Annotated in this window: 23 protein-coding genes; 13 read left to right on the top strand and 10 right to left on the bottom strand. The window is 68.3% G+C overall.

The features are described 5' to 3' along the window. Positions 1-60 precede the first annotated feature (60 nt). Positions 61-750: a GNAT family N-acetyltransferase gene (locus QFZ52_RS13005; RefSeq protein ID WP_307498015.1), complete on the bottom strand. Its 690-nt coding sequence runs from the start codon at positions 748-750 to the stop codon at positions 61-63. Between the two features lie 152 nt (positions 751-902). Between QFZ52_RS13005 and trhO the strand changes: the two genes are divergently transcribed. Then, a complete protein-coding gene (gene trhO / locus QFZ52_RS13000) occupies positions 903-1,799 on the top strand; it encodes an oxygen-dependent tRNA uridine(34) hydroxylase TrhO (RefSeq protein ID WP_307498014.1) in 897 nt (298 codons plus the stop codon). A gap of 93 nt (positions 1,800-1,892) precedes the next feature. Here trhO and QFZ52_RS12995 read toward each other — a convergent pair whose 3' ends face one another. The 3 genes from QFZ52_RS12995 to QFZ52_RS12985 form a co-directional block, all read right to left on the bottom strand. Next, a complete protein-coding gene (locus tag QFZ52_RS12995) occupies positions 1,893-2,333 on the bottom strand; it encodes a hypothetical protein (RefSeq protein WP_307498013.1) in 441 nt (146 codons plus the stop codon). Positions 2,334-2,436: 103 nt separating this feature from the next. Next, positions 2,437-3,795, bottom strand: coding sequence for a purine-cytosine permease family protein (locus QFZ52_RS12990; RefSeq protein ID WP_307498011.1), 1,359 nt, complete (start codon positions 3,793-3,795; stop codon positions 2,437-2,439). A gap of 3 nt (positions 3,796-3,798) precedes the next feature. Continuing rightward, a complete protein-coding gene (locus QFZ52_RS12985; RefSeq protein WP_307498010.1) occupies positions 3,799-4,197 on the bottom strand; it encodes a YybH family protein in 399 nt (132 codons plus the stop codon). A gap of 149 nt (positions 4,198-4,346) precedes the next feature. On the opposite strand from QFZ52_RS12985, the gene QFZ52_RS12980 reads away from it, so the two are divergent. The 10 genes from QFZ52_RS12980 to proC all read left to right on the top strand — a co-directional run bounded on the left by QFZ52_RS12980 (position 4,347) and on the right by proC (position 16,905). Continuing rightward, positions 4,347-5,978 (top strand): DUF7059 domain-containing protein, encoded by a 1,632-nt coding sequence (locus QFZ52_RS12980; protein WP_307498008.1) that lies wholly within the window; start codon positions 4,347-4,349, stop codon positions 5,976-5,978. Between the two features lie 74 nt (positions 5,979-6,052). After that, positions 6,053-6,658: a winged helix-turn-helix domain-containing protein gene (locus tag QFZ52_RS12975; protein ID WP_307498007.1), complete on the top strand. Its 606-nt coding sequence runs from the start codon at positions 6,053-6,055 to the stop codon at positions 6,656-6,658. Positions 6,659-6,791: 133 nt separating this feature from the next. Further along, positions 6,792-9,530 carry a type I DNA topoisomerase gene (gene topA, locus QFZ52_RS12970; protein WP_307498006.1) on the top strand — a complete coding sequence of 913 codons (2,739 nt, stop codon included), beginning with the start codon at positions 6,792-6,794 and terminating at the stop codon, positions 9,528-9,530. Positions 9,531-9,549: 19 nt separating this feature from the next. Next, the gene (locus QFZ52_RS12965; RefSeq protein WP_307498005.1) at positions 9,550-10,527 is read left to right on the top strand and encodes a Ppx/GppA phosphatase family protein; all 978 of its coding nucleotides are present in this window, start codon (positions 9,550-9,552) and stop codon (positions 10,525-10,527) included. A gap of 1 nt (position 10,528) precedes the next feature. Further along, positions 10,529-11,326, top strand: coding sequence for a sugar phosphate isomerase/epimerase family protein (locus QFZ52_RS12960; protein ID WP_307498004.1), 798 nt, complete (start codon positions 10,529-10,531; stop codon positions 11,324-11,326). Positions 11,327-11,601: 275 nt separating this feature from the next. Beyond that, positions 11,602-11,949 carry a heavy-metal-associated domain-containing protein gene (locus tag QFZ52_RS12955; RefSeq protein ID WP_307498002.1) on the top strand — a complete coding sequence of 116 codons (348 nt, stop codon included), beginning with the start codon at positions 11,602-11,604 and terminating at the stop codon, positions 11,947-11,949. Positions 11,950-12,013: 64 nt separating this feature from the next. After that, positions 12,014-14,221, top strand: coding sequence for a heavy metal translocating P-type ATPase (locus QFZ52_RS12950; protein WP_307498001.1), 2,208 nt, complete (start codon positions 12,014-12,016; stop codon positions 14,219-14,221). Next, on the top strand, positions 14,218-14,601 hold the full coding sequence (locus QFZ52_RS12945; protein WP_307497999.1) for a DUF6153 family protein: 384 nt from the start codon (positions 14,218-14,220) through the stop codon (positions 14,599-14,601). The genes QFZ52_RS12950 and QFZ52_RS12945 overlap by 4 nt, the downstream gene beginning before the upstream one ends. Before the next feature lie 53 nt (positions 14,602-14,654). Next, a complete protein-coding gene (locus QFZ52_RS12940; protein ID WP_307497998.1) occupies positions 14,655-15,275 on the top strand; it encodes a DUF305 domain-containing protein in 621 nt (206 codons plus the stop codon). Between the two features lie 802 nt (positions 15,276-16,077). Further along, a complete protein-coding gene (proC, locus tag QFZ52_RS12935; RefSeq protein ID WP_307497997.1) occupies positions 16,078-16,905 on the top strand; it encodes a pyrroline-5-carboxylate reductase in 828 nt (275 codons plus the stop codon). Positions 16,906-17,007: 102 nt separating this feature from the next. Here proC and QFZ52_RS12930 read toward each other — a convergent pair whose 3' ends face one another. Continuing rightward, the gene (locus QFZ52_RS12930) at positions 17,008-17,694 is read right to left on the bottom strand and encodes a potassium channel family protein (protein WP_066215881.1); all 687 of its coding nucleotides are present in this window, start codon (positions 17,692-17,694) and stop codon (positions 17,008-17,010) included. Further along, positions 17,687-19,111 (bottom strand): TrkH family potassium uptake protein, encoded by a 1,425-nt coding sequence (locus QFZ52_RS12925; RefSeq protein WP_373425717.1) that lies wholly within the window; start codon positions 19,109-19,111, stop codon positions 17,687-17,689. Before QFZ52_RS12925 ends, QFZ52_RS12930 begins: the two co-directional genes overlap by 8 nt. A 334-nt stretch (positions 19,112-19,445) precedes the next feature. Between QFZ52_RS12925 and QFZ52_RS12920 the strand changes: the two genes are divergently transcribed. Together QFZ52_RS12920 and QFZ52_RS12915 are read left to right on the top strand one after the other, a co-directional pair. Then, on the top strand, positions 19,446-20,627 hold the full coding sequence (locus QFZ52_RS12920; RefSeq protein ID WP_307497995.1) for an acetoin utilization protein AcuC: 1,182 nt from the start codon (positions 19,446-19,448) through the stop codon (positions 20,625-20,627). A 114-nt stretch (positions 20,628-20,741) separates the two neighbouring features. Further along, positions 20,742-21,245 (top strand): ArsR/SmtB family transcription factor, encoded by a 504-nt coding sequence (locus tag QFZ52_RS12915; protein WP_307497994.1) that lies wholly within the window; start codon positions 20,742-20,744, stop codon positions 21,243-21,245. Positions 21,246-21,348: 103 nt separating this feature from the next. Here QFZ52_RS12915 and QFZ52_RS12910 read toward each other — a convergent pair whose 3' ends face one another. From QFZ52_RS12910 to QFZ52_RS12895, 4 genes are read right to left on the bottom strand one after another with little or no spacing between them, the layout of a single operon-like run. Then, a complete protein-coding gene (locus QFZ52_RS12910) occupies positions 21,349-22,305 on the bottom strand; it encodes a sulfate/molybdate ABC transporter ATP-binding protein (RefSeq protein WP_307497993.1) in 957 nt (318 codons plus the stop codon). Next, positions 22,302-23,279 carry a sulfate ABC transporter permease gene (locus QFZ52_RS12905; RefSeq protein ID WP_307497992.1) on the bottom strand — a complete coding sequence of 326 codons (978 nt, stop codon included), beginning with the start codon at positions 23,277-23,279 and terminating at the stop codon, positions 22,302-22,304. Before QFZ52_RS12905 ends, QFZ52_RS12910 begins: the two co-directional genes overlap by 4 nt. After that, positions 23,272-24,066, bottom strand: a complete 795-nt coding sequence (gene cysT / locus QFZ52_RS12900; protein WP_307497990.1) for a sulfate ABC transporter permease subunit CysT — start codon at positions 24,064-24,066, stop codon at positions 23,272-23,274. The genes QFZ52_RS12905 and cysT overlap by 8 nt, the downstream gene beginning before the upstream one ends. After that, positions 24,063-25,079: a sulfate ABC transporter substrate-binding protein gene (locus QFZ52_RS12895; protein WP_307497989.1), complete on the bottom strand. Its 1,017-nt coding sequence runs from the start codon at positions 25,077-25,079 to the stop codon at positions 24,063-24,065. The genes cysT and QFZ52_RS12895 overlap by 4 nt, the downstream gene beginning before the upstream one ends. Between the last annotated feature and the right edge of the window lie 376 nt (positions 25,080-25,455).

Here is a 25,455-nt window from a genome sequence, read left to right as displayed (position 1 = left end):
AGTGCCGGCGGAACCGACGACTCAGGAACCGACGATTCTGGAACCGGACGCTCAGGCCGCTCAGATGTCGGCGGGCTTCTGCTCCGTGCTGGAGAACATGACCACGGCGCAGACTTCCTGCCAGCCGAGGTGGGAGTACAGCAGGCGGCCGTCCGCGGAGGCGAGGAGCAGGCCGATTTCCACCGGGTGCTCGAAGGACCGTGCCGCCAGGGATTTCATGATGAAGCTGCCGAGGCCGCGACGGCGGAAATCGTCATGGGTGACGATCTGGTCGAAGACGGCGACGGTGCCGTTGGCCACGAACACCCGGCCGCTGGCCGCTACGACGTCACCCGCGCGGACCTCCGCACGGTGGGAGCCGTCCACGACCGTGTAGCTGACTTCGAGATCATCGTCCGGGAGCCAGGGGTCCTCGGTGTCCTGGGTGTCCATGTCGACGATCATCATCGACTCGGAGGTCGAATTGAGGAAAAGGCCCTCGGAATCGCCAAGAGCAAGGTACTTCTGGGGGTCACGGGTCAGGACCGTCAGGAGACGTCCCGGCACCTCACGGGTCTGCTGCGCGAGGTTCGCGAAATCCTCGGCCGACGGCTCCACAGCGAAGAACTCGCGGGCCTTGACGTTGTCGTCACGGTCCACGGCAGGGAAGGCCCCGACGCGCGCCACCGAATAGCCTCGGCAGCCGGCCCAGCCTTCCACCCAGACATCCAGCAGGCCGTCAATGTCTTCCATCAGGGTCTCCGCAGTCATGATTCGAGCCTATGACAGGGCCGGTTAAAGCGACAGCCGGTATCAGTATCTTGTCGGTAAACTCTCAGTCTCAAAGTCATCTCGACGCCGAGCGGACGCGGGCCCGTGCCCCCGGGGACAGCCGCGATCCGCCGGAACGTTAACCTTTAACGGTGGCCCAGAACAAGATTGCCCTCTATTACGCCTTCGCCCCCGTCGCCGACCCGGACGCCGTGCGGCTGTGGCAGCGTGCGCTGTGCGAGAAGCTCGGTCTGCGGGGCCGGATCATCATCTCGAAGGACGGCATCAACGGCACCGTCGGCGGTCCCATCCAGGCCGTGAAGGAGTACGTCCGCACCACCAAGGAGTACGGGGCGTTCCGGGGACTGGACGTGAAGTGGTCCGACGGCGGGGCGGAGGACTTCCCGCGGCTGAGCGTCAAGGCCCGCGAGGAGATCGTCTCCTTCGGGGCACCCGGTGAACTGAAGGTCGACGACCACGGAGTCGTCGGCGGTGGCACGCACCTCTCGCCCGAAGCGCTGCACACCCTGGTGGCCGAAAAGGAGGCCGCGGGCCGGCCCGTGCGGTTCTTCGACGGGCGCAACGCCTTCGAGGCCCAGATCGGCAAATTCAAGGACGCGATCGTGCCGGACGTCGCCACCACCCATGACTTCATCCGTGAGCTGGACTCCGGGAAATACGACGACCTCAAGGATCAGCCGGTCGTCACGTACTGCACGGGCGGAATCCGCTGTGAGGTGCTCTCCAGCCTGATGGTCAACCGCGGCTTCACCGAGGTCTATCAGCTCGACGGCGGGATCGTCCGCTACGGCGAGAAGTTCAAGGACAAGGGCCTCTGGGAGGGCTCGCTCTACGTCTTCGACAAGCGCATGCACCTCGAGTTCAGCGACGAGGCGAAGACCATCGGCGCCTGTGCACGCTGCGCCGCCCCCACGAGCGACTTCCACAATTGCGGCAACCCGGAATGCCGCACACTGACCCTCTACTGCGCCGAATGCGCCGCGGACCCGGAGAAGTTGCGCTGCCCGGACGGCTGCCAGGTCGCCTGACCCGGCCCCACCACGGCCCTGCCGACGGTGCCAGCGCCGCCACGGCCCCGCCGACGGCGGCAGCCCCTCCAACGGTGCCAGCGCCAGCCCGGCTCAGCCCTTCGGGACGAGCTGGAACGCGTAGATGATGGGGGCGTCGACCGTGGACGCCTTGACACTGAGATCCCCGGCCGGCAGGGACACGGTCACGACGTCCTTGTTGCCGTTACAGGCGCTCGTGGCATCGGCCGCTTCCTTGCCCGCCACGGAGAGGGTGAAATACGTCTTGCCGTTGCCTTCGCAGGTCATGGTGAAGGTGTAGTTCCCCGCCGTGAGGTGGGCGAGGGACGTGTCGGCCGGATGACGGTCCAGGAGCTTGCCGCTGCCACCCAGAACGGCGCCCGAGGCCGAAGGCAGCGCCGTGGCCTGCCAGGACGGGACGTCCACCTGCTCGATGCCCGGCCGCTGCACGCATCCTGACACCGTTCCGAGCAGCAGTGCGCCGAGCGCTCCCGCCGTGAGGGCGCGGGTGAGGACAGTCATGCGGGAGGTCATGTATCTACGCTACCGCGCGCCGTCGTCGTCCCCGTGCAGTGCCCGGGCAGTCACCGGCCGACGACGCCGGCCCCGCCGCTCACGCCGTCCGCCACCCGGACGCTCAGACCGGGAGCCGGGCCGCCCGCGTGTGACCGCTCAGTCTCATGCCACCCCAGTAGAGCAACGCCGAGCAGACGAACGTCGGCAGCGTGGCTCCGAGGGGGCTGGGCCACACGAAACTCAGCACCACCGAGACGGCGGCGCCGGAGGCCCAGCTCACGACCGCCACCCAGTTGACGCCCCCGGAGTACCAGAACGCCCCGCCGGAGGACCGCAGCAGGTCCGCGCCGTACCGCGCGCGCTTGAACCAGTAGTAGTCGACGATGACTACGGCGAACACCGGGACGAACAGCGAGCTGATGACCGTCAGGAAGGACGTGAACTGGTCGAGCAGACCTAGCCAGGCCGAACCGGCGATCGAGACCGTCCCGAGGATGAGAGCGGCGGGGAGGAACCGGACGCGCCCGTCGGGCCGGGCGTTCACCACGGTGGTGGTCATGCCGTAGACCACCATCGAGTTGGTGGCCATGACGGAGAAGAAGATCACGAGCGCGAGCGGGATGCCGAACGGGCCCACGATGGCGACGGGGTCGAACGAGACGGCGTCCCCGCCCGAGAGCACCACGTAGCCGAGCGCGGTGGCGCCGAGCAGCATCGCGACGATGGTGGAGAGCGAGTAGCCGATGCCGCCACCGAGGACCCCGGCACGGGTGCTGCGGGCCATGCGGTTGATGTCGGCGGACAGGACGGTCCAGGAGACCGCCGTGGCGATGACGAGGTCGAGGACGATCGCGGGCGTCGAGCCGAGGGCCGGGTCCACCGCGATCGCGGCGAATTCCGAGGGGGCGAAACGGCCCAGGGCGGTGGCGAAGACCCAGGCGATGACCACCAGGATCACGACGGCCAGCCACGGCTCGACCCGGGAGATGCCCGAGTGTCCGAAGATCGCCAGGATCACCACGAGCAGCTGGCACAGCATCGAGAACAGCACCGGATTGCTGAAGCCCGTGAACTCGTGGACCACGTGGTTCACGGTCACGCCGGCCAGCATCGCCTGCACCCAGCTCCAGCCCATCAGGATCACGACGTTCGCCCCGACCGGCAGCAGTGAGCCGCGCAGGCCGAACGCGCCGCGGGTCACGGCCATGGTGGGCAGACCGGTGCGTGTGCCGATCGCGCCGATGGACGTCAGGACCATGGCGCCCACCAGCGTCCCTGCCACGATCATCGCGACGGCGGTGGGGAACGGCACCGCGGTCACGAACAGCGTGCCTGTCAGCAGCGTGGTGACCACGAGGTTCGCGGCGAGCCAGATCATCCCGATCCGCGCGCCGGACAGGGTGCCCTTGACGGGCCCGGAGCTGTCAGCTTCCGCGGAGAGCCGGGCGTCGAGTCCTGCGTACACCGTTTTCAGGGACACGCGTCACTCCCCGGGGACGGTGGACAGGTGCTCGTGGACGGCGATCAGGCCGTCCCCTTCGGTGCGGAAGACGATGGTCTCGCGTTCGGTGCTGCGCTCGGTGCTGCCGTCCCCCGGGTCCACCGTGGTGTCGACGGTGTGGGTGAAGACGGCCATCCCGGGATAGCACTGGATGAGGGCGTCACGGGAGACGCAGTCGAGGACGGCCCAGCCCTCCGCGCGCCAGCCGTCCCACGCGCGCTCGTAGGAGGCGCGGTCGTTCAGGCGGTGCTGTTCGGGGTGGAAGACGAACGTGGCGTCCTCGGCGAACGTGCCGAAATACGCATCCCGGTCATTGGCCCGGAAGGCCTGGACGATCGCTGCGGCAGCCTCTTCGACGCTGGCCTGGGTGGGTGTCTCCATGATGCTCCTTCGAATCGACGCCGGGCGGAACAGCGGGGAGCCCGCAGGTTTCGCGTCAGGCAACATGTGATGCTACCGGAATAACAATTAGCGGGGTAGGGGCGGGGTCCCAACCCGCCCGTCCCGGCCGGTGCGCCTACCATGGCAAGGTGACTGAACCGACCTCCTGGCAGGACTCGCCCGAAGCCCGCGTGGACGCGCCGCGCGCCGACGACCTCCCTCTCCTCCAGGCCCTGGCCTCGGATCTGAAGGCCCTCGACTACACCGCCGACGGCGTCGCCGACCTGCTCGGAGCGCCCGCGTACGAGTCGCTCTCGCGGGACCAGCTCGTCCCGGCCCGTATCGCCCTCGAGCCGCACGCCGGGCGCGGGCTCGCCGCCGTCGTCGGGCTGTGGCTGCTGGCCGCGCCGCAGCAGGCCGAGGCGCTGGAGGCGGCACTGCCGCGGCTGGGGATCGCGGGCCTCCTGGCGCTCGGCCTCGTGGAGCGGGCCGACGACGGCGCCGTCCAGGCCGCCGTCGACCTGCGGCCGTACGCGTGGACCGGTGAGGACGGGGCGGAGACGCTGCTCTGGGTCGCCAGCGATCTGGGCGCTCACCAGAGACCCGGGGTGCTCCGGCATGACCACGTGCTCGGCATCGGCCAGGCCTCCACCACGCTCGTCCAGGTCACCCTGCGCCGCCCGGTCGGGACGGCTCTGGACCTCGGGACCGGCTGCGGGATCCAGACGTTCCACCTGCTCCAGCATGCGCGGCACGTGGTGGCCACGGACATCTCCCCGCGGGCGCTCGCCGTCACCCGTTTCAATCTGCTGCTCAATGCCGGGCCTCTGGGGATCGACCCGGAGCACCCGGACGACCGCGTCAGCCTGCGCTGCGGCTCGCTCCTGGAGCCGGTCGCCGGGGACCGATTCGACCTGGTGGTCTCGAATCCGCCGTTCGTCATCACCCCGCGTCACGACGGCGAGTCCACCGACGACCAGTTCACGTACCGGGACGGCGGGCTCCCGGGTGACGCGATCGTCTCCACGCTCTTCAGGGACCTGCCGGGCGTCCTCAACCCGGGCGGGGCCGCCCAGATGCTCGGGAACTGGGAGATCGCGGAAGGCGCCGCGTGGGACGAGCGGGTGCGGTCGTGGCTGCCGGACGGCGCGGGGGCGTGGGTCATCCAGCGGGAGCAGCTCAGCCCCGAGCTCTACGCCGAGACCTGGCTTCAGGACGCCTCGGAAGGCCGCGACCCTGAGCTGTACGCCCGCAGCTACCGGGACTATCTGAACGACTTCGCGGCCCGCGATGTGGGGGCGATCGGTTTCGGCATGGTGCTGCTGACCGGCGCGTGGGAGGGACCCGACCTCGAGCGCTTCGAGGAGATCACCTATCCCGTGGAGCAGCCGCTCGGGCCTCACCTGCTCGCCGCCCTGGAGCGCCGGGCCTGGCTCGAGGAGCATGAAGTGGGCGACGCGGCCCTCGTCGTGGCGGAGGACGTGACGGAGGAACGTCATCAGCGCCCGGGCGCGGAGCATCCCGGCGTGATCCTGCTCCGGCAGGGCGCCGGACTGCGGCGCACCAACCTGCTCAGCAGCGAGCTCGCGGGCTTCGTCTCGGCCTGCGATGGCGACTTCACGGCCGCCCAGCTGGCCGCCGCCGTCGTGAGTCTGACCCCTTCGGCGGAGGGTGGCGGACCGATCGATGACGCGTCCCGCATTGCCGCATTGCTGGAAGACGTGCACAATTTGGTGATCGATGGCTTTCTTGTTCCCGTAGGCCTGGTGTCCCAGCCCTGACGGAGTGCTGGACCTCAGGGGCAGTTTCGTCAAAGATTTCCTTCATATCTGCCCCCAATCGATAGAATGGTTTTGTGAGCACCCAGGCTTCAGAAACTGCGCAGGAGCCCCGCCGCCAGGTGGAGATCTCCGACCCGAAGGCCATCCGTGCGCTTGCGCATGCCGCTCGCCTGGCTGCCATCAGTGACCTCTATTCGAGCCAGGTGAGCCGCACGGCCACCGAACTCGCGGCCGTCACCGGACTCACCCCCAGCGCGATGAGTTATCACCTCCGCGCACTCCAGAAATGGGGCATGGTGGAGCCCGCCGAAAGCGACGGCGACGCGCGTGAGCGCCGCTGGAAGGCTGCGGGCACCGATTTCATGATCAAGTCGGTCAGCGGTTCGGGGCACCCCGAGCTCGCGATCCTGGATCTCGAGCTGGATGCGCAGCGCCGCCGTATCCTCGCTCACAATCAGGAACGGGACGAGCTGACCCTGCGGGGCGCCGAGAACCAGCGCTTCCCCTCGATGTCGATGTCCACCGAAGTGCTCTACCTGGACCCGTCCAAGGCACGCGAGCTGATCGACCGGATGAACCAGTTGATCAGGGAATACGCCGTGCAGGACCGCAACGAGGCCTCCGAGGACACCCGCAGGGTCTCCGCCCTGTGGTCGATCGTGCCGGACAGCGCTCCCTAGAGCCGCGGTCCCGTCCCGGCCGGAGGCCGGATGTCCACAGGGCAGGCTCCATGTCGGAACTGCCCGGCAAAGTGTGGTGAACTAGGCAGATATGGGCGTCAGGCCCGCCAGAGAAGAATTCCGTAGGAGCACCGTGCCCACCAAGGCCAAGACCGGCAAGAAACTCGTGATCGTGGAGTCTCCCGCCAAGAGCAAGACCATCGCCAAGTACCTGGGCGAGGGTTTCGTGGTGGAGGCTTCCATCGGTCACATCCGTGACCTGCCGCAGCCCTCCGAACTCCCCGCCGAGCTGAAGAAGACCTCGGTGGGCAAGTTCGCGGTGGACGTGGATCACGACTTCAAGCCGTACTACGTGGTCTCCAGCAACAAGAAGAAGGTGGTGGCGGAACTCAAGGCGCAGCTCAAGGACGCCGACGAGCTCTACCTCGCCACTGATGGGGATCGCGAAGGCGAAGCCATCGCGTGGCACCTTCTCGAGGTGCTCAAGCCCAAGGTCCCCGTGTACCGGATGACCTTCGGTGAGATCACCAAGGAAGCCATCCAGCGGGCCATGACCAGCCTGAGGGACATCGACACGGATCTGGTGGACGCTCAGGAGACGCGCCGCGTCCTGGACCGCCTTTACGGCTACGAGATCTCCCCGGTGCTCTGGCGGAAGGTCGCCAGCGGGCTCTCCGCAGGCCGCGTGCAGTCGGTGGTCACCCGCCTCGTGGTGGACCGCGAACGGGAACGCATGGCGTTCACGTCCGCCTCGTACTGGGACCTCACCGGTGTCTTCAGTGCCGCGGGCGAGTCCTTCAAGGCCAAGCTGAGCGCCGTCAACGGCGAGCGTCTCGCCACGGGCAAGGACTTCACCGACGCCGGCCAGCTCAAGGGCAAGGCCGTGGCCCTGCTGGACGAAGCCTCGGCCACCAGCCTGGCGGAGAACCTGGGATCCGCGGACTTCAGCGTCCGCTCCATGGAGACCAAGCCGTACACCCGCCGTCCGGCAGCGCCGTTCACCACGTCGACCCTCCAGCAGGAGGCGGGCCGTAAGCTCCGCTTCTCCTCGAAGATCACCATGCAGGTGGCGCAGCGTCTCTACGAGAACGGCTACATCACCTATATGCGCACCGACTCGTCGGCGCTTTCGGACGAGGCCGTCAACGCGGCCCGCAAGCAGGCGAGCGAGCTGTACGGCGCCGAGTACATCCCGTCCAGCCGCCGCGTGTATGCCAACAAGAGCGCCAACGCGCAGGAGGCCCACGAGGCCATCCGCCCCGCCGGTGACGCCTTCCGCACCCCGGCGCAGGTCAAGTCCCAGCTCTCCGCTGACGAGTTCCGCCTGTACGAACTGATCTGGAAGCGCACCGTCGCCTCGCAGATGGCGGATGCCAAGGGCTCGACGGCGACCATCAAGCTGGGCGCCGTGTCCTCCGACGGCCGGGACGCCGAGTTCACGGCGTCCGGCACCGTCATCACCTTCCCCGGCTTCCTGGCCGCCTATGAGGAGGGCAAGGACGAAAGCCGCGAGGACGACTCGGACGAGTCTCGCCGGCTGCCGAACGTCGGCGAAGGCGACCGCCTGCAGGGTGGCGACATCACCGCCGTCGGGCACCAGACGTCCCCGCCCCCGCGGTACACGGAGGCTTCGCTGACCGCCGAGATGGAGAAGGAGGGCATCGGCCGTCCCTCCACGTACGCGGCCACCATCTCCACCATCCAGGACCGCGGCTACGTCCGGAAGCAGGGTTCCGCCCTGGTGCCCAGCTGGATCGCGTTCTCCGTCATCAAGCTGCTCGAACAGCACTTCTCCGACTACGTGGACTATGAGTTCACCGCTGACATGGAGACGGACCTGGACCGCATCGCCCGCGGTGAGGAGCCCGGCGCCAGCTGGCTCAAGCACTTCTACTTCGGTGACGGCGGCAAGGACGCCGGCCTGAAGTCCGTGGTCAACAACCTCGGCGAGATCGACGCGCGTGACATCAACTCGATCCCCGTCACCGACGGCATCGTCCTCCGGGTGGGCAAGTTCGGCCCGTACCTGGAGAGCACCGTGCCCACGGTCGACGCCAAGACCGGTGAGGTGGTGGAGGCGCTGCGCGCCAACGTCCCCGAGGACCTGGCGCCGGACGAGCTGACCCCGGAGAAGGCCCGCGAGCTGCTGGAGAACTCCGCCCCGGAAGAGCGCGTCCTCGGAGTGGACCCGCACACCGGGCACACCGTGGTGGCCAAGAACGGCCGCTATGGCGCCTTCGTCACGGAGATCATCCCCGAGCCGACGGCCGAGGAGATCGCCGCGCAGCCGGTCGAGTATTACAAGAACGGCAAGCCGAAGCCCCCGAAGAAGCCGGTCAAGCTCAAGCCGCGTTCCGGTTCGCTCTTCAAGTCCATGTCCGTGGACACCGTCACGCTGGACGAGGCCCTGGCGCTGCTCAGCCTGCCCCGCGTGCTGGGCCAGGATGAGGAAGGCACTCCCATCACGGTGCAGAACGGCCGCTTCGGTCCGTACCTGAAGAAGGGCGCGGACTCCCGGTCGATCGGCTCCGAAGAGGAGATCTTCACCATCACCCTGGAACAGGCGCTGGAGATCTACTCGCAGCCCAAGCAGCGTGGCGCCCGTGCGGCCGTTCCGCCGCTCGCCGAGTTCGGGCCGGACCCGGTCTCGGAGAAGAACATCGTGGTGAAGGAGGGCCGCTTCGGGCCGTACATCACCGACGGGATCACCAACATCACCGTCCCGCGCTCCACGAGCGTCGAGGAGCTGACCCGGGAACGCGCCGTCGAACTTCTGGCGGAGAAGCGGGCCAAGGGGCCGGTGAAGCGGACCGCCCGTAGCACCACGTCACGGAGCACGGCCAAGAAGCCGGCCGCGAAGAAGAAGGCCTGACACAGGACATAATGAGCACATGCGTCTAGGCGTCCTGGATATCGGTTCCAACACCGTCCACCTGCTGCTGGTGGACGCCCATCCGGGTGCCCAGCCGGTGCCGTTCGCCTCCCACAAGAGGCCGCTTTCCCTGGTCCAGTACCTGGAGCCGGACGGCAGCATCAACGAGGCCGGGCAGAAGGAACTCGTCGAGTTCGTCCTGGAGGCCTGGGAGTTCGCCGCCCGGCACAAAGCGGAGGACCTCCTGGCGTTCTGCACCTCGGCGATCCGGGAAGCGACGAACGGTCCGCAGGTGCTCGCCCGCGTGAAGCACGAGACCACCGTGACCCTGCGTGAGCTGTCCGGCAGTGAAGAGGCGGAGATGACCTTCTTCGCCGTCCGGCGCTGGTTCGGCTGGGCTGCGGGCACCGTCCTGGACCTGGACATCGGCGGCGGTTCGTTCGAAATGGCCCTGGGTCGTGACGAGCTCCCGGAGATCGCCACGAGTGTTCCGCTCGGCGCGAGCCGCCTGACGCGTGACTGGCTGGCTGAGGATCCTCCCACCGCCAAGAGCGTCAAGGAACTCCGGAAGTACATCCGGTCCACGCTCAAGCCCGTCGTGAAGGACTTCGCCCGGGTCGGCACCCCGCATGTGGTGACCGGGACGTCCAAGACCTTCCGCTCGCTGGCCCGGATCGCCGGTGCCGCGCCCAGCGCGGCCGGCCCGTATGTGCGGCGTGAGCTCCTTCGCGAGGACCTCGGCCTCTGGGCGCAGCGGATCTCCGCCATGAGTGCCGAAGACCGCCTGCATCTGCCGGGCGTCTCGCTGGCCAGGGCGCCTCAGTTGCTGGCCGGCGCCCTCGTGGCCGAGGCCGCGCTGGAACTCTTCGACCAGCCGCGGATCGTGATCTGCCCCTGGGCCCTGCGTGAAGGGCTCATCCTGCGGCGTCTCGACCAGCTGGTCTTCGACGGGCCGCTGGACCCTCCGGCCCACGTCAAGGACGAGGGAGAACTCTGAGATGGCCGAATCCGGCAAGTCTCCCCTCACGGTCGCGCTGTCCAGCGCCTCCGTGTACCCGCTGAGCGTGCATGACGCCTTCGCCGTGGCCCAGGACCTGGGCTACGACGGGGTGGAGGTCATGGTCACCAACAACCCCATCAGCCAGGATCCGCGCGCCCTCCGCCAGCTGAGTGAACGGTACGGCCAGGAGATCGTGTCCATCCACGCGCCGACGCTGCTGCTGACCCAGCAGGTGTGGGGCAAGGCGTGGAACAAGATCGAGCAGTCGTGCCTCATGGCCCGTGAGGTGGGCTGCGACGTCGTGGTCGTCCACCCGCCGTTCCGTTGGCAGAACGGGTATGCCGAGGAGTTCTTCGACGGCGTGCTCGAGGCGCAGGAGCGTCACGGCGTGAAGATCGCCGTGGAGAACATGTACCCCTGGCGCGTCCGTGGCCGGGAGATCCTGATGTACCTGCCGCACTGGAACCCGCTCGGATTCGGGTACCAGCATGTGACCTGGGACTTCTCGCACTCCGCGACGGCGGGCATGGACAGCCTGGACGCCATGCGGGAGCTGGGCTCCGCGCTGCGGCACGTGCACCTCACGGATGGCACCGGCGTGGGCAGCAAGGACGAGCACCTCATGCCGGGGGAGGGCAATCAGCGCTGCGCCGAGGCCCTTCAGTACCTGGCCGCCTCCGATTTCGACGGCGTCGTGGTGGCCGAGATCAGCACCCGCAAGGCCAAGGTCGCGGGGGAGCGGGAAGAGATGCTCGCGCAGACCCTCGCCTTCGCGCGCCGTCACCTGGCCCGCTAGCCACTCCCGCGCCCCCTCTTTCGCCGACACCGTGGGTTTCCGCTGAAACAGTGTGTTGTGCGCGCGGTTTCGGCGGAAACCCACGGTTTCGAGCACCCCTGCCGTCCCGCCTCGTTCATGTCATCGGAGTGAGGGCTTGACCTAGATACCCCCCAGGGGTATTTTTGAAGCGTTGTCAGTGAAGTGGTATGTCCAGGCGGTCGTCTTTCCGCCGCCGTCACAGCCGTTCAACCCCAGCACCCACGACCTTTCTCACGTCAAGGAATGGAACTGACATGTGCGACTCCGAACTCCGGAATGAACTGACCCTCACCCCCGTGCAGGAATCCTCCTGCTCCTGCTGCGCCCCGGCGGCGCCCAGCCCCTCGACCGACGCGCTAGAAACGGCTCCAGAACAGTCCCAGCCGGCGGCGCAGACGCTCGACGTCGGCGTCGACGGCCTGAGCTGCGGCAGCTGCGTCCGGAAGGTGGAGACGGCGCTCTCCACCGTGGACGGCGTCGAATCCAGCAGCGTCGAGCTGGTCCCGGGCGGAACCTCGAGGCTCCGTGTCTCGGGAACGGCCGGACTCTCGGCCGTGCGTGACGCTCTCGCGTCCACCGGCTTCCACCTGAGCGAACGCTGAGCCGATCCGTTGCCGGCGGGCGCGGTCCCGTCGGCAGCGCGCGGCAGATCTCCCGGGAGGGGACATGAAGCAGCAACAGTACGACCATCACCACCCGCAGAATCCTGAAATCCTTGGCGACGAGGCCTCCGCTGGCCACGGCGAACAGGGCCACGAGTCCGATTCCCAGGAGCCCGGCTCCCACGAGCCCGGCTCGCTGACGACGGCGCCGCCCACGGCCACCACGACAGCACACACTCACCACACCCACCACCACGCGCCGGACGACGACCACCAGGTCCACCAGCACGGGGAACACGCCGGACACAGCACCGCCATGTTCCGCAGCCGGTTCTGGCTCACGCTCGTGCTCTCCGTCCCCGTGGTCTTCTTCAGCCCCATGGTGGGCCACCTGCTGGGCTTCCGCGCCCCGGAGTTCCCCGGTTCGTCCTGGATCACGCCCATTCTCGGCACCGTGATCTTCCTGTACGGCGGCGCACCGTTCCTGAAAGGCGGCGCCCAGGAACTGCGGGATCGCCGCCCCGGCATGATGCTCCTGATCAGCATGGCCATCACCGTGGCCTTCCTGGCGTCCTGGGCCACCACCCTGGGCCTGGGCGGCTTCGACCTGGACTTCTGGTGGGAGCTGGCTCTGCTGGTCACCATCATGCTGCTCGGGCACTGGATCGAGATGCGGGCCCTCGGCTCGGCCCGCGGTGCGCTCGACGCCCTCGCCGCGCTCCTGCCCGATGAGGCGGAGCGCCTCACGGATCAGGGGACCGAGACGGTGCCGACCTCCGCGCTGCGGGCAGGCGACCTGCTCCTGGTCCGGTCCGGTTCGCGGATGCCCGCGGACGGCGTGATCACGGAAGGGCGGGCCGAGTTCGACGAGTCGATGATCACGGGCGAGTCCCGGACCGTCCTCAGGTCTCCGGGCGACCAGGTGGTCGCCGGCACCGTCGCCACGGACAACAGCGTGCGGGTCAGGGTCACCGCGGTGGGCGGGGACACTGCACTGGCGGGCATCGAGCGGCTCGTCGCCGAAGCGCAGGCGTCCTCGTCCCGGACGCAGGCCCTCGCCGACCGCGCGGCCGCCTTCCTCTTCTACTTCGCCACCGGCGCGGGGCTTCTGACCTTCCTGGTCTGGGCCCTCCTGGGGAACATCCCCGAGGCCGTGACCCGGACCGTGACGGTACTCGTGATCGCGTGCCCGCACGCCCTGGGCCTGGCCATTCCGCTCGTGATCGCGATCTCGACGGAAAGGGCGGCGCGGGCCGGGATCCTTATCAAGAACCGGATCGCCCTGGAGAAGATGCGGACCGTGGACGTCGTGCTCTTCGACAAGACCGGGACCCTCACGCAGGGTGAGCCGGCCGTCCGCGAGACCGCCGCGGTCGACGGCGACATCGACCGGATGCTCGCCCTCGCGGCCGCCGTCGAGGCTGACAGCGAGCACCCTGTGGCCCGCGCGATCGTCCGCGCGGCCCGGGAGCGTGGCCTGACGGTTCCCCCGGCCCGGGACTTCGCCGCGCTGACCGGGAGAGGGGCTCGCGCCGTCGTCGACGGTGTGGAGTACCAGGTGGGCGGCCCCGCCCTGCTGGCCGAACTGGGCGTCACCGAGCCCGAGGAGCTGCGGGGTGCCACGGAGGCCTGGTCATCGCGCGGCGCGGCGGTGCTGCACGTGCTCCGGGACCGGACCGTGCTGGGTGCCCTGAGCCTGGAGGACGGCATCCGGCCCGAGTCCCGGCAAGCGGTGTCCGCTCTCCAGGCGCGGGGGATCAGGGTCGCCATGATCACCGGCGACGCCCGTCAGGTGGCCGAGGCGGTCGCGTCCGAACTCGGCATCGACGAGGTCTTCGCCGAGGTGCTGCCCGCCGACAAGGACGGCAAGGTCGCGGAGCTGCAGGCCCGGGGTCTGCGCGTGGCGATGGTGGGCGACGGCGTCAACGACTCCCCGGCGCTGGCCAGGGCCGATGTGGGGATCGCGATCGGCGCCGGCACGGACGTCGCCGTCGAATCGGCCGGGGTGGTGCTGGCCGGGAACGACCCGCGGGCGGTCCTCTCCCTGGTCGAGCTCTCCCGCGCGAGTTACCGGAAGATGTGGCAGAACCTGGTCTGGGCCACGGGCTACAACGTGCTCTCCGTGCCGCTCGCCGCGGGCGTCCTGGCCTTCGCCGGCGTCGTGCTGTCTCCGGCGGCCGGTGCCGTGCTCATGTCCCTGTCCACGATCGTGGTGGCTCTCAACGCACAGCTGCTGCGCCGCCTCCGCCTCGATCCGGCGTCGCTCGTATGACCGTGCTGAAGCGGCTGCTGCTCGTCCTCGGCGTGGTGGCGGGGCTCCTGGGCATGCACCCGCTCGCGGGCCTTCCGCTGGCCGCGGCCCACTCGCATGCGGCGGCTCAGCCGGCCCACGACGACGGCGCCGTCCCCCACGCCGGGGACGGCTCGCCGTCGGAGGCTACCGCACCGTGTGACGGCCCGGCTCCGTGCCACACCATGGCAGGCACGGGGTCGGGCTGCGTACCCTTGCCGGGCGGCCAGGCACCGGGGCTCGTGGCTCCGGCCCAATTGCGGGCCGGATTCGGGATGACGTTCCGGGAGTTGATGGTCCCGGCGTCGCCTCGTGGTCCGGGAGCGCCGTCCCTGGTGGAACTCTGCATCAGCAGAACGTGAGGTCCCGGTGGCATCGCTGACCGACCCCTGAATCCACTGGAAGGACCCATTTCATGAAGAAGACACTGATCACCACGGCGGCCGCACTCAGCGCCGCGCTCCTGCTCTCAGCCTGCTCGACGGGCTCCGGGGGCTCGGGCGGGGACATGGCCGGGATGCCCGGGCACAGTATGTCCGCGTCCAGCGCTCCGGCGTCGTCGGCCGGCACCCCTGCTCAAGGTGGCCACAATGCCGCGGACACGATGTTCGCCGCCATGATGATCCCGCACCATCAGCAGGCCCTTGAGATGAGCGGGATCGTGCTGGAGAAAAAGGGGCTGCCTGCGGAGGTGACGGCCCTGGCCCGAAGGATCCAGAAGGCGCAGGGTCCGGAGATCGCCACGCTCACCTCGTGGCTCAGCGGCTGGGGTGAGAATCCCGCCGATCACGGAGGCCACTCGATGGAGGGGATGATGAGCGCCGAGGACCTGAAGCAGCTGAAGTCCGCTCAGGGAACGGCCGCCGCGCGGCTCTTCCTGACGCAGATGATCAAGCATCACGAGGGGGCGCTCACCATGGCCCGCACGGAGAGCCGTGACGGCAAGGATGCGAAGTCCGTGGAACTGAGCCGCAAGATCGTGGCCGATCAGGCCGCGGAGATCGCCGAGATGAAGAAGCTGCTGGCCGGACTCTGACCGTCCGGGGTCGCCGGCGGGCCGGGATCGTGACGATCCCGGCCCGCCGGGGGCCCGCGGTTGAAGGGCGGGCCTACTCACGGGCCCGCTGACGAACCTGCACGTTAACGAGCGAACGCCGGGTAGCTTGATCAAGGAACACTTGGGGGGAACGTTCCTTGCACTACCCGGCGTCGTCCAGCCCTTGCGGGGCTGGATCATCACTCGCACCTCCATGAGGCAATAACTACTTTACTCTTCAAGCTCCCCGAAACAACAGTTTTTACCTTGGAACTCCCTGGGAAAAGCGACGATTTTCACTTAACACGTGTTTGACGTGGGAATACTTTGTCCACGATGTCAGATGACGCGTGGCGCTCCGGCGTGGCGGGCCGCGTAACGCGGCGTTAAAGACCGAAAGCCGGCAGCTGAACGGGGGATCAGGGGGAAAACCCGAACAGCTACCGACTTCCGTGCGGACGCTTTCGCATCCGCAGATTCACTCGCACCCTTTGAGGTAGTTACTACTCTAGGAAGGCAAGTTGTGAAGAGGCTTCACCGAACCCGTGCATAGCCTGGGAATCGGGAAAACGGTCGGTGACCTGCGTCTCAAGATGTGGTCGGATCGCTTGGCCTGACCGGCGTGCCACGCCACGCTCGGCCCCCGTGTGGTCGGGCCCGGTGCTGGCACTCAATGTGGCCGGCCTCGTGTTCAGGCCCGGTGCTCAAACCAACCCCCCCAGCTTGCTCAGGCGCTCGACCCCTCGACCCCTTGCTGTCACGAGCCTCGTGCCCCTTGGACGCTCCGTGCCAAGATGGGGACATGAGCAGAATCGCCTTCCTCGGTTGTGGATCCATGAACGAAGCCATCCTGTCCGGCATGATCGCCGCAGGCTCTGAGCCCAGCGACATCGTCGCCACGGTGCGTCGCGCCGAACGGGCCGCGGAACTCGCGGAGCGCCACGGGGTGGTGGCCATCGCGGGCTCCGAGGACCCGGAGGCGAACCGTGAAGCCGTGCGGGACGCCGCCGTCGTGATCCTGGGGGTCAAGCCGGTGGGGATCGCCGCGCTCGCCCGGGAGATCGCCCCGGTGCTCGCACCGGAGACCGTCGTGGTGAGTGTGGCCGCGGCCGTGTCCATCGCGCAGCTGGAAGCGGCTCTGCCGGCCGGTCAGCCCGTCATCCGCACCATGCCCAACACGCCCGCGCGTCTGGGCAAGGGCGTCATCTCGGTGTCCGGAGGCACCAGCACCAGTGCTGACCAGCTCGCCACGGTCCGGGAGCTGTTCGAAACGGTGGGGACCGTCGTCGAGATCCCGGAGGAGCAGGTGGACGCCCTGTCCGCCGTCAGCGGCTCCGGACCCGCCTACGCCTTCTACCTGGCCGAGGCCATGGCCGCCGCCGGCGTCGAACTGGGGCTGGATCCCGAGCTGTCCGCCCTCCTGGCTCGCGAGACGGTCGCGGGAGCGGGCCTGATGCTGGGCGAAGAGGGCGCCGACGCCGCGGCGCTGCGCAAGGCCGTCACGAGCCCCAACGGCACGACGGAACGCGCCATCGCCACCTTCGATGAGAAGGGCATTCCCGCGATCATCGCCGCCGGTGCGCGCGCCGCTGCGGCCCGTGCTGCGGAGATCACCGCAAGCCTGGACTGACGCGCCCGCTCGTCACCCGCGAAGTCACAGTTGAGGCCCGGAAAACATGGTTTTCCGGGCCTCAACTGTGACCTCGCGTGCCGGTGGCCGAAGGAGAGAGTCTCAGGGGCGTGCCGCGAAACGCTCCAGGAGATCGACGTGGCCTGAGACGATCAGCATGTCGTGGCTGGAGACCTTGGTGTCCGGCCGCGCGTAGGTGAAGTCCTCGCCGGGGGACTTCACGCCGACCACGGTCACGCCGTACTTGGAGCGGACCTTGGACTCCTCCAGGGTGAAACCGACGGTCTCCTTGGGCGGGTACATCTTGACGATGGCGAAGTCGTCGTCGAACTCGATGAAGTCGAGCAGACGGCCGGAGACCAGGTGCGCCGCGCGGACGCCGGCGTCGGCCTCCGGATAGATGACGTGGTTCGCGCCGATGCGGGTGAGGATCTTGCCGTGCGACGGCGTGATGGCCTTGACCCACAGGTGTTCGATGCCGAGGTCCACCAGGTTCACGGTGATGAGCACGCTCGACTCGATGGACGTGCCCACTCCCACCACGGCGGAGGAGAACTCCTGTGCGCCCAGCTGCCGCAGAGCATCCATGTTCGTGGCGTCGGCCTCGACCACGTGGGTCAGGACCGGGGCCCACTTCTGGACCAGGGTGCGGTCGCGCTCGATCGCCAGGACCTCGCGGCCCTGTTTGACCAGTTGCTCGGCCGTCGCGGCGCCGAAACGGCCCAGCCCGATCACGAGGACCGGCGCGTTGGGGGAGGGGCGGTTCGTGGCGCCCTGGTTCTTAGCCAATGATCGGCCTCTCTTCCGGGAAGTGGTACAGCTGGCTCCGCTGCCGGATCGCCAGCGCCGCGGCCAGGGTGACCGTGCCGACGCGTCCGGCGAACATCAGAGCACTCAAAACATATACGCCCGCGGGCGGCAGTTCAGCACTGAGGTTGGTGCTCAGCCCCACGGTGGCGAAGGCTGAGATGGTTTCGAAGAGCACCCGGTCCAGGCTGGCGCCGCTGATGGCGAGCAGGGAGAACGCGGCGACCGAGACGAAGGTCGCGCCCATGACGATCACCGAGATGGCCACCCGCATGGTGCCCTGGGGGATGGTCCGGCCGTAGACCTTCACGTCCGCGTCACCTCGGGCCTCGGCCCGGATGGCCAGGAACATCACGGCGATCGTGGTGACCTTGATGCCGCCGGCCGTCGACGCCGAGCCGCCGCCGGCGAACATCAGCGCATCGGTCAGGAGCATGGTGGTGGAGTCCAGATGGTTCTGATCCACCAGGTTGAACCCGCCCGAACGGGTCATCACCGAGGCGAACACGGAGTGGATGACCTTGTCCCCGACCCCCATGCTGCCGATGGTGCGGGGGTTGTCCCACTCCATGAGCGCCCAGAGCAGGCTGCCGACCACCAGGAGGATGAGGGACACCTGGATGGTGAGTTTCGTGTGGAGGTTCCATTTGCGCCAGTTCAGGCCGTTCTGCTGCAGGACCATCACCACGGGGAAGCCCAGGGAACCCAGGAACACGCCCAGCATGAGGGGGATCAGGATCCACAGATCCGTCTCATAGGGCACGATCCCATCCGAATGCGGGGTGAATCCGGCGTTGTTGAACGCGGAGATCGAGTAGAACACCCCATGCCAGATGCCCGTCCAGAAGCTCTCGCCGAGCGTCCAGAAGCGCGGGATGAGGGCGAGGGCCAGCGCGCCTTCGATCACCATGGACGTCATGATGACCACCCGGAGCAGGGTGCCGACCTCGCCGAGCCTGCCGGCGTTGTTCATGGCCTCCTGGGCGATGAGCTTGCCGCGCACGCCGAGCTTCTTGCTGACCATGAGGGCGAGGAGGGAGGCGAGGGTCAGCGTGCCGAGCCCGCCGACGAAGATGCCGATCATGATCACGAACTGTCCGAAGAACGTCCAGTGCGTGGCGGTCGAGACCACCGTCAGGCCGGTGACGCAGACCGCCGAGACCGCGGTGAACAGGGCCTGGTGCAGCGGGGTGACCTGTCCGCTGCTGGAGGCCATCGGCAGCGAGAGCAGGAAGGTGAAGAGCAGGATGACCGAGCTGAAGGCCACGAGCGCGAGGCGGGCGGGCGAGGAGTTGGCCAGCCGGTCGACGAAGTCGCGCACCGCCGTGAAGGCACCGAACCTTCCGGGCTCCTGAGGGGGCTGCCAGCCGGTGAGGGGCTCGGCGAACGGGGCGTCCATGCCGGGATCGCCTCGCAGCGTCCGGCCGCCCGGAGCGGCCGGCGCGACGCCGCGGCGGGCCTTCCCTGTGGCGCGTCCGCCCGACGTCGGAGCCCCCTCGGCCCGGGAGGGCCGTGGGGGCTGGTGATGGGGCCCGGAGGTGGGCATGAGCAGTCCTTCTGTTGAGGCTCTGGGCCGGGGCCCGCGTTGTCCTTGCAGTAGTTAACCACCATTCGGCCCCATTGTGCGGCTGACGTGTAGCCTGTCCTTGATGTCTCAGTCCCATGAAGCAGCACCGGCGCCGTCTTCTCCTGTCCACTCCACGGCAGTGCCACGGAGTGCGGTGAATCATGACATGCCGCTGACCACGGTGGTCTGGGACCCGGCCATGACGGCCTATGACTTCGGCCCCACCCACCCCATGGCCCCCGCGCGGCTTGAGCTGACCGCCCAGCTCGCCCAGGACCTCGGGGTGCTGTACCGGCCTCAGGTGACGGTGCTGGCCCCGGAGATCGCCTCGGATGCCGAGCTGGAGCGGGTCCATGACCCCGCGTACGTGGAGGCGGTCCGCCAGGTCTCGAAGGATCCTGCCAGCCCGTTGCCCCTGCTGGGTCTGGGGACCGAGGACGACCCCGCCTTCTCGGGCATGCACGAGGCAGCCGCCCGCCTGGCGGGTGCTTCATTGCTTGCCGCGGACCGCATACTTTCCGGGGAGGCCGTCCGCGCGGTGAATTTCGGCGGAGGCATGCATCATGCGGCCCGGGACCGTGCCAGCGGATTCTCCATCTACAACGACGCGGCCCTCGCGATCACGCGGCTCCTCGACGGGGGAGTGCGGCGCGTGGCCTACATCGACGTCGACGCCCATCACGGAGACGGCACCCAGAGCATCTTCTGGAACGACCCGAGGGTCCTGACCATCTCCCTCCACGAATCCGGCCAGACCCTCTTCCCCGGCACCGGTTTCCCCGGAGAGACGGGCGGCCCGGAGGCGATGGGCAGCGCCGTGAACATCGCCCTGCCGGCCGGAACGGACGACGCCGGCTGGTTGCGCGCGTTCCATTCGGTGGTTCCGGCGGTGGTGCGGGAATTCGCGCCTGAGGTGATCGTGAGCCAGCACGGGGCGGACTCGCACCGGGACGATCCCCTCAGCAATCTCCGCGTCACGGTGGACGGACAGCGCGAGGCCATGAACTCCGTGGCCTCCCTGGCACAGCGTCATTGCGCGGACCGCTGGATCGCCACGGGTGGCGGAGGCTACGAGGTGTGCTCCGTGGTGCCGCGGTCCTGGACCCATCTGGTGGCCATCGCCAGTGGCCGCTCCCTGCCGGTGAGCACCCCCGTGCCGGAACGCTGGATCGAGCGTGTGGAACGGGACTTCGGCGTGGAGGCCCCGCGCTTCATGGGCGACGGCGAGGACATCTGGTGGCGGTCCTGGGAGACCGGGTACGACCCGTCCAACGCCGTGGACCGGGCGATCATGGCCACCCGCAAAGAGGTCTTCCCGCTCTTCGGGCTCGACCCCTGGTTCGACTGAAGGCCCTGTCGCGCACGCCACGGCCCCGGAGGCCGCGCGCCCACAGGTCAAGGCCGCACGACTCATGACGGCACAAGGATGCCTTCGGCGATATATGTCGCTAGGGTAAGAAACATGGTGGTTGACGACATCTTCGCGGTCATTGCCGAGCCGACGCGGCGGGAGATCCTGTCCGCGCTCCGTTCCGGCGACAAAGCCGTCGGCGAGCTCGTGGCGGATCTCCAGGCGAGCCAGCCCACGGTCTCCAAGCATCTCCGCGTCCTGCGGGAAGCCGGTCTCGTGACCATGCGCGCCCAGGGCCAGAAGCGCTATTACTCCCTCGAGCGGGAACCCCTGCGCGCGGTGCAGGAGTGGCTCGGCGGCCTGACGCCACCGCGACCCGTCCGGCCGCAGACTGCGCCGGCTCCCGGAAGCCGCGTGCCGGCGTCGTCGGCTCCTGCACTGCAGCCCGCTGCAGCGGCGTTCGTCCAGCCGGACGCCGACCATGCCGAACTCGCGGGACTGGAAGCGGGGGCCGTGGCCAACACGGGCCAGCAGCTCGGCCGTGCGGCGAGCCGCGCCGCCACCCGCGCGGCAGAGGTGTTCGCGAACCTCCCCAAGCTGGGCCGCAAGAAGTAGGCCCATCTCCTGATCGACTGCTCCAGAGGATGCCGTTTCCGGCGGAAATCCGGGAAAAACGGCATCCTACGGAGCAGTCGATGGGTTGAGACGACGGGGCGGGTCAGACGAGGGCGGCCTGGAGTCCCAGGAACACCGTGTCGCCGACGGCCAGACCCAGGGAACGGGCCTCGCCTCGGGTCACCACCACGTTCACCGAGGGGCCGTCGGGAGCCGCGAACAGCTGCACTTCGAGGCGCACCTCGAACCCCACCCGGGTGCTCCGGACGATCCGGCCGGCCGTGGCGCCCGGAGTCTCGGACGTGAAGATCTCCAGATCATGCGGCCGGACCAGCCGTCCGTGGAACTCCGTCACGGGGCCCAGGAACCCGAGGACGAAGTCGTTGGCCGGCTCGTCGTAGAGCTCATCCGGCGTGCCGACCTGCTCCACGCGGCCGTGGTTGATGACCACGATGTTGTCCGCCACTTCGAGGGCCTCCTCCTGGTCGTGGGTGACGAAGAGGGTGGTCACATGGACCTCGTCGTGCAGGCGCCGCAGCCAGTCCCGGAGCTCCTTGCGGACCTTCGCGTCGAGCGCGCCGAACGGCTCGTCCAGCAGCAGCACGCTGGGCTCGATCGCCAGCGCGCGGGCCAGCGCCATGCGCTGCCGCTGTCCGCCCGAGAGCTGTGCCGGGAGCCGGTTCGCGAACTGTGTCAGGTGGACGAGCTCCAGGAGCGAGTCCACCTTCTCCTTGATGCGTGCCTTGGGCAGCTTGCGGATCTCCAGCCCGAACGCGATGTTCTTCGCCACCGTCATGTGCTTGAACGCCGCGTAGTGCTGGAACACGAAGCCCACATTGCGCTTCTGCGCCGGCAGATGCGTGGCCTCCTGACCGCTGATGGTGATGCTCCCCGAGTCGGCGTTCTCCAGCCCGGCGATGATCCGCAGCAGGGTGGACTTGCCGCCGCCGGACGGGCCGAGGAGGGCGGTCAGCTGACCGGTGGGGATGTCCAGGTTGATGTCCTGCAGGGCGACGAAGTCCCCGAAGTTCTTGTTGACCTGAGAAACCGTGATGCTCATGAGCGGTGCTCCTTGGAGGGGCGGAGGATGGTCACGACCACCAGCGCGGTGATGGCGATCAGGACCAGGAGGAACGCGGCGGCGTAGGCGGTCGCCTCGTCGAAGTTGCCGTAGCGGTTGGCCACCAGAAGGGTGGCGGTCTCGCCGTTGAAGGACGCCCCCTGGCTCACGATCTTCACGGCGCCGAATTCGCCGAGAGCGCGGGCCAGTGACAGCACGACGCCGTACACGAGCGCCCACTTGATGGCCGGCAGCGTGATGCGCAGGAATGTCTGCACCGCCCCGGCGCCCAGGCTGCGGGCCGCGAGCTCCTGTTCGGTGCCGATCTCCTGAAGGACCGGAACGATCTCCCGGATCACCAGGGGGAGGGAGACGAAGGTGGTGGCCAGGACGATGCCCGGTGTGGAGAAGATGATCTGCCAGTTCAGGGATTCGAGGACCGGACCGAACCAGCCTTGATTGCTGCTGTACGCGAGGACCAGGGCCAGTCCCACCACCACGGGGGAGACGGACATGGGCAGGTCCACCAGGGCGGAGAGCAGTCGGCGTCCGGGGAACGAGTAGCGGACCAGGAGCAGGGAGATGCCGAGGCCGAACAACGCGTTGAGCCCCACGGCCCAGAGGGCTGCGGTGAGCGTCAGGCCGAACGCGTACCCGAAGGCGGGATCGGAGATGCGGGTCAGGAAGGCGTCGAAACCGCCGACGTCGTTCACCGGTGCGAAAGTCCGCAGCACCACGAGCGAGACCGGCCAGACGACCAGGAAGAACAGGTAGACGATCACGAGCACGCGCAGCAGGACGCGGACAGGGCTCCCGCCGTTGCGGCGCGGACCGGGGTTCCGGGACGCCCGACGGCGGGCGGGGGCGCTGGGTGCGGAGGTCCGCGAGGCGTCGGACGCGAGCACGGCCTGGTCAGCGGTCGCTCCCGCGGAGACGCCTGCGGAGACGCCGGTGGACAGGGAGGTCTCAGCCACGACGCGCCACCTTCCGTTGCAGGATGTCGAGGGCGACCAGGACGGCCAGGGAGACCACCAGGAGGACCAGCGCCACGGAGGCGGCCGCGGCCCGGTTGTCGCTCTCGATGAATTTGAGGATCTTCAGGGACGCCACCTCGGTCTCGAACGGGGTGTTGCCCGAGATCAGGACCAGGGCCCCGAACTCGCTGATGGCCCGGGCGAACGCCAGGGAGGCGCCGGCCGTGATCGCAGGGATCAGCGCAGGCAGCAGCACACGCCGGAACGTGGTGAAGCGGCCGGCGCCGAGGGACGCGGCCGCCTCTTCGACGTCCTGGTCGAGCTCCAGGAGCACCGGCTGCACGGTCCGGACCACGAAGGGGAGGGTCACGAACAGCAGCGCCAGGAAGATGCCCTGCTGCGTGTTGACCACGTTGATACCGAGCGGGCTCTCCGGCCCGTACAGGCTCAGCAGCACCAGACCGGCCACGATGGTCGGCAGCGCGAACGGGATGTCGATGATGACCTCGAGGATCGCTTTGCCCGGGAAATGGTCGCGGACCAGGACCCAGGCGATCGTCGTGCCGACCACGACGTTCACGAGCGCCGCGCCCAGGGCCTGCAGCACGGTCAGCCGCAGTGCCGCGAAGGTCTGCGGATCCGTGATGGTGCCGATGAACTGCTGCCAGCCCCCCGCCGTCGAGCTCAGGACGATCGCGGCGAGCGGGATCAGCACCAGGATGCTGAACCAGAGCAGCGCGAGTCCGAGGCCCGCGGCGGCGGGGCGGGTCAGCGTGTCAGGCTTCATTTCTTGACGGCCGCCGCACGCAGCTGGTCGATGAGGGCGCCGTCCGCGAAGAACTTCTTGTCCACGGTGGTCCAGCCGCCGAAGTCCTTCTCCACCGTGAGCAGGTGCTCAGGGGTCGGGAACGGGTTGGCGGGGTCGTTGGCGCCCTTGACCTCGGTCTTCACGCCGTCGATCACGGGGCGAAAGCCGGTCTTGGCGAACTCGGTCTGGCCGTCCTTGCTGAGCACGAAGTTCAGCCAGTCCTTGGCCTTGGGGTCGGCCTTCTTCAGGATGGCGCCCGGGTTCTCGATCAGCACGGTGTCATTCGGCACGATGTAGTCGTAGTCCTTGCCCTTCTGCCGGGCGAGGATCGCCTCGTTCTCGTAGGAGATGAGAACGTTGCCGACCTTCTTGTCGAAGGCTTCGGTGGCCTCGCGGCCGCTGCCGGCCCACTGGGTCACGTTCGCGAAGATCTTCTTCAGGAAGTCGGAGGCCTGGGCCTCGGTCTTCCCGGAGGCGACCGCGTGGCCGTAGGCGCCCAGGATGTTCCAGCGGGCGGAGCCGGAGGACTTGGGGTCCGGGGTGATGATCTTGACGTCGGGACGGGTCAGATCCTCCCAGCCCTTGATGTTCTGGGGGTTGCCCTTCGGCACCACGAGGACGACCACGGAGTCCGAGACGATGCCCTTCGTGGCGTTCTTGTTCCAGTCCTCATCGACGAGACCGGCTTTGACGAGGCGGGTGACGTCGCTCTGCAGGGAGAAGTGGACGTAGTCAGCCTTGGCGCCGGCGGCCACCTTGCGGCTCTGGTCTCCGGAGGCGCCGTAGGAACCGCTGAAGGTGACGCCCTTGCCGGCGTCGGTCTGCTGGAACTTGGCGGCGATGGCCTTGTTGGCCGTTTCCGGCACGGCGAAGCCGACGATCGAAAGCTGGGTGCCGCTCGCCCCGGAGGCCCCACCGCTGCAGGCGGTCATGCCGAGGACTGCTGCGAGAGCGGTGGCGGTGACGGCCAGACGGGATTTCCAGGTCTTCATGAGGTCTTCCTTCAGTTGTCTTCCAGCGTTGGGTCTTCCAGCAGTGGGCCGGTCCTGACGTACGTCAGGGACCGGGCGGAGAAGCGGGGTGGTCGCCGGGCGCCCATGCGCCGCGGTTGCCGCCAAATGTACCGACGCACGACGACGGCGTCGCGTGCGGTTGTCATATAGGTCTCCGTGTGTAGTTGCGTGACCTGGAGGGCGGCCGGGCTCGCCATAATCCGGCCGCGGGCTTGCGCGGGCCGGGCGGAGGTCTTACAGTTTGGGACCATGACGAAGCGTTGGTATGCGTATTTTGCTGTGGCTCTGGAGGGCCAACGGCGTCGCTAGTCGCGCATACACATCGACCTTCAGAGCTCACAGGGCAGGGATGCAA

Origin of the sequence: Arthrobacter woluwensis (genome assembly GCF_030816155.1) — a bacterium.
GTDB classification, from domain to species: Bacteria; Actinomycetota; Actinomycetes; order Actinomycetales; family Micrococcaceae; genus Arthrobacter_E; species Arthrobacter_E woluwensis_A.
This window is presented reverse-complemented; position numbering and strand designations above follow the sequence as displayed.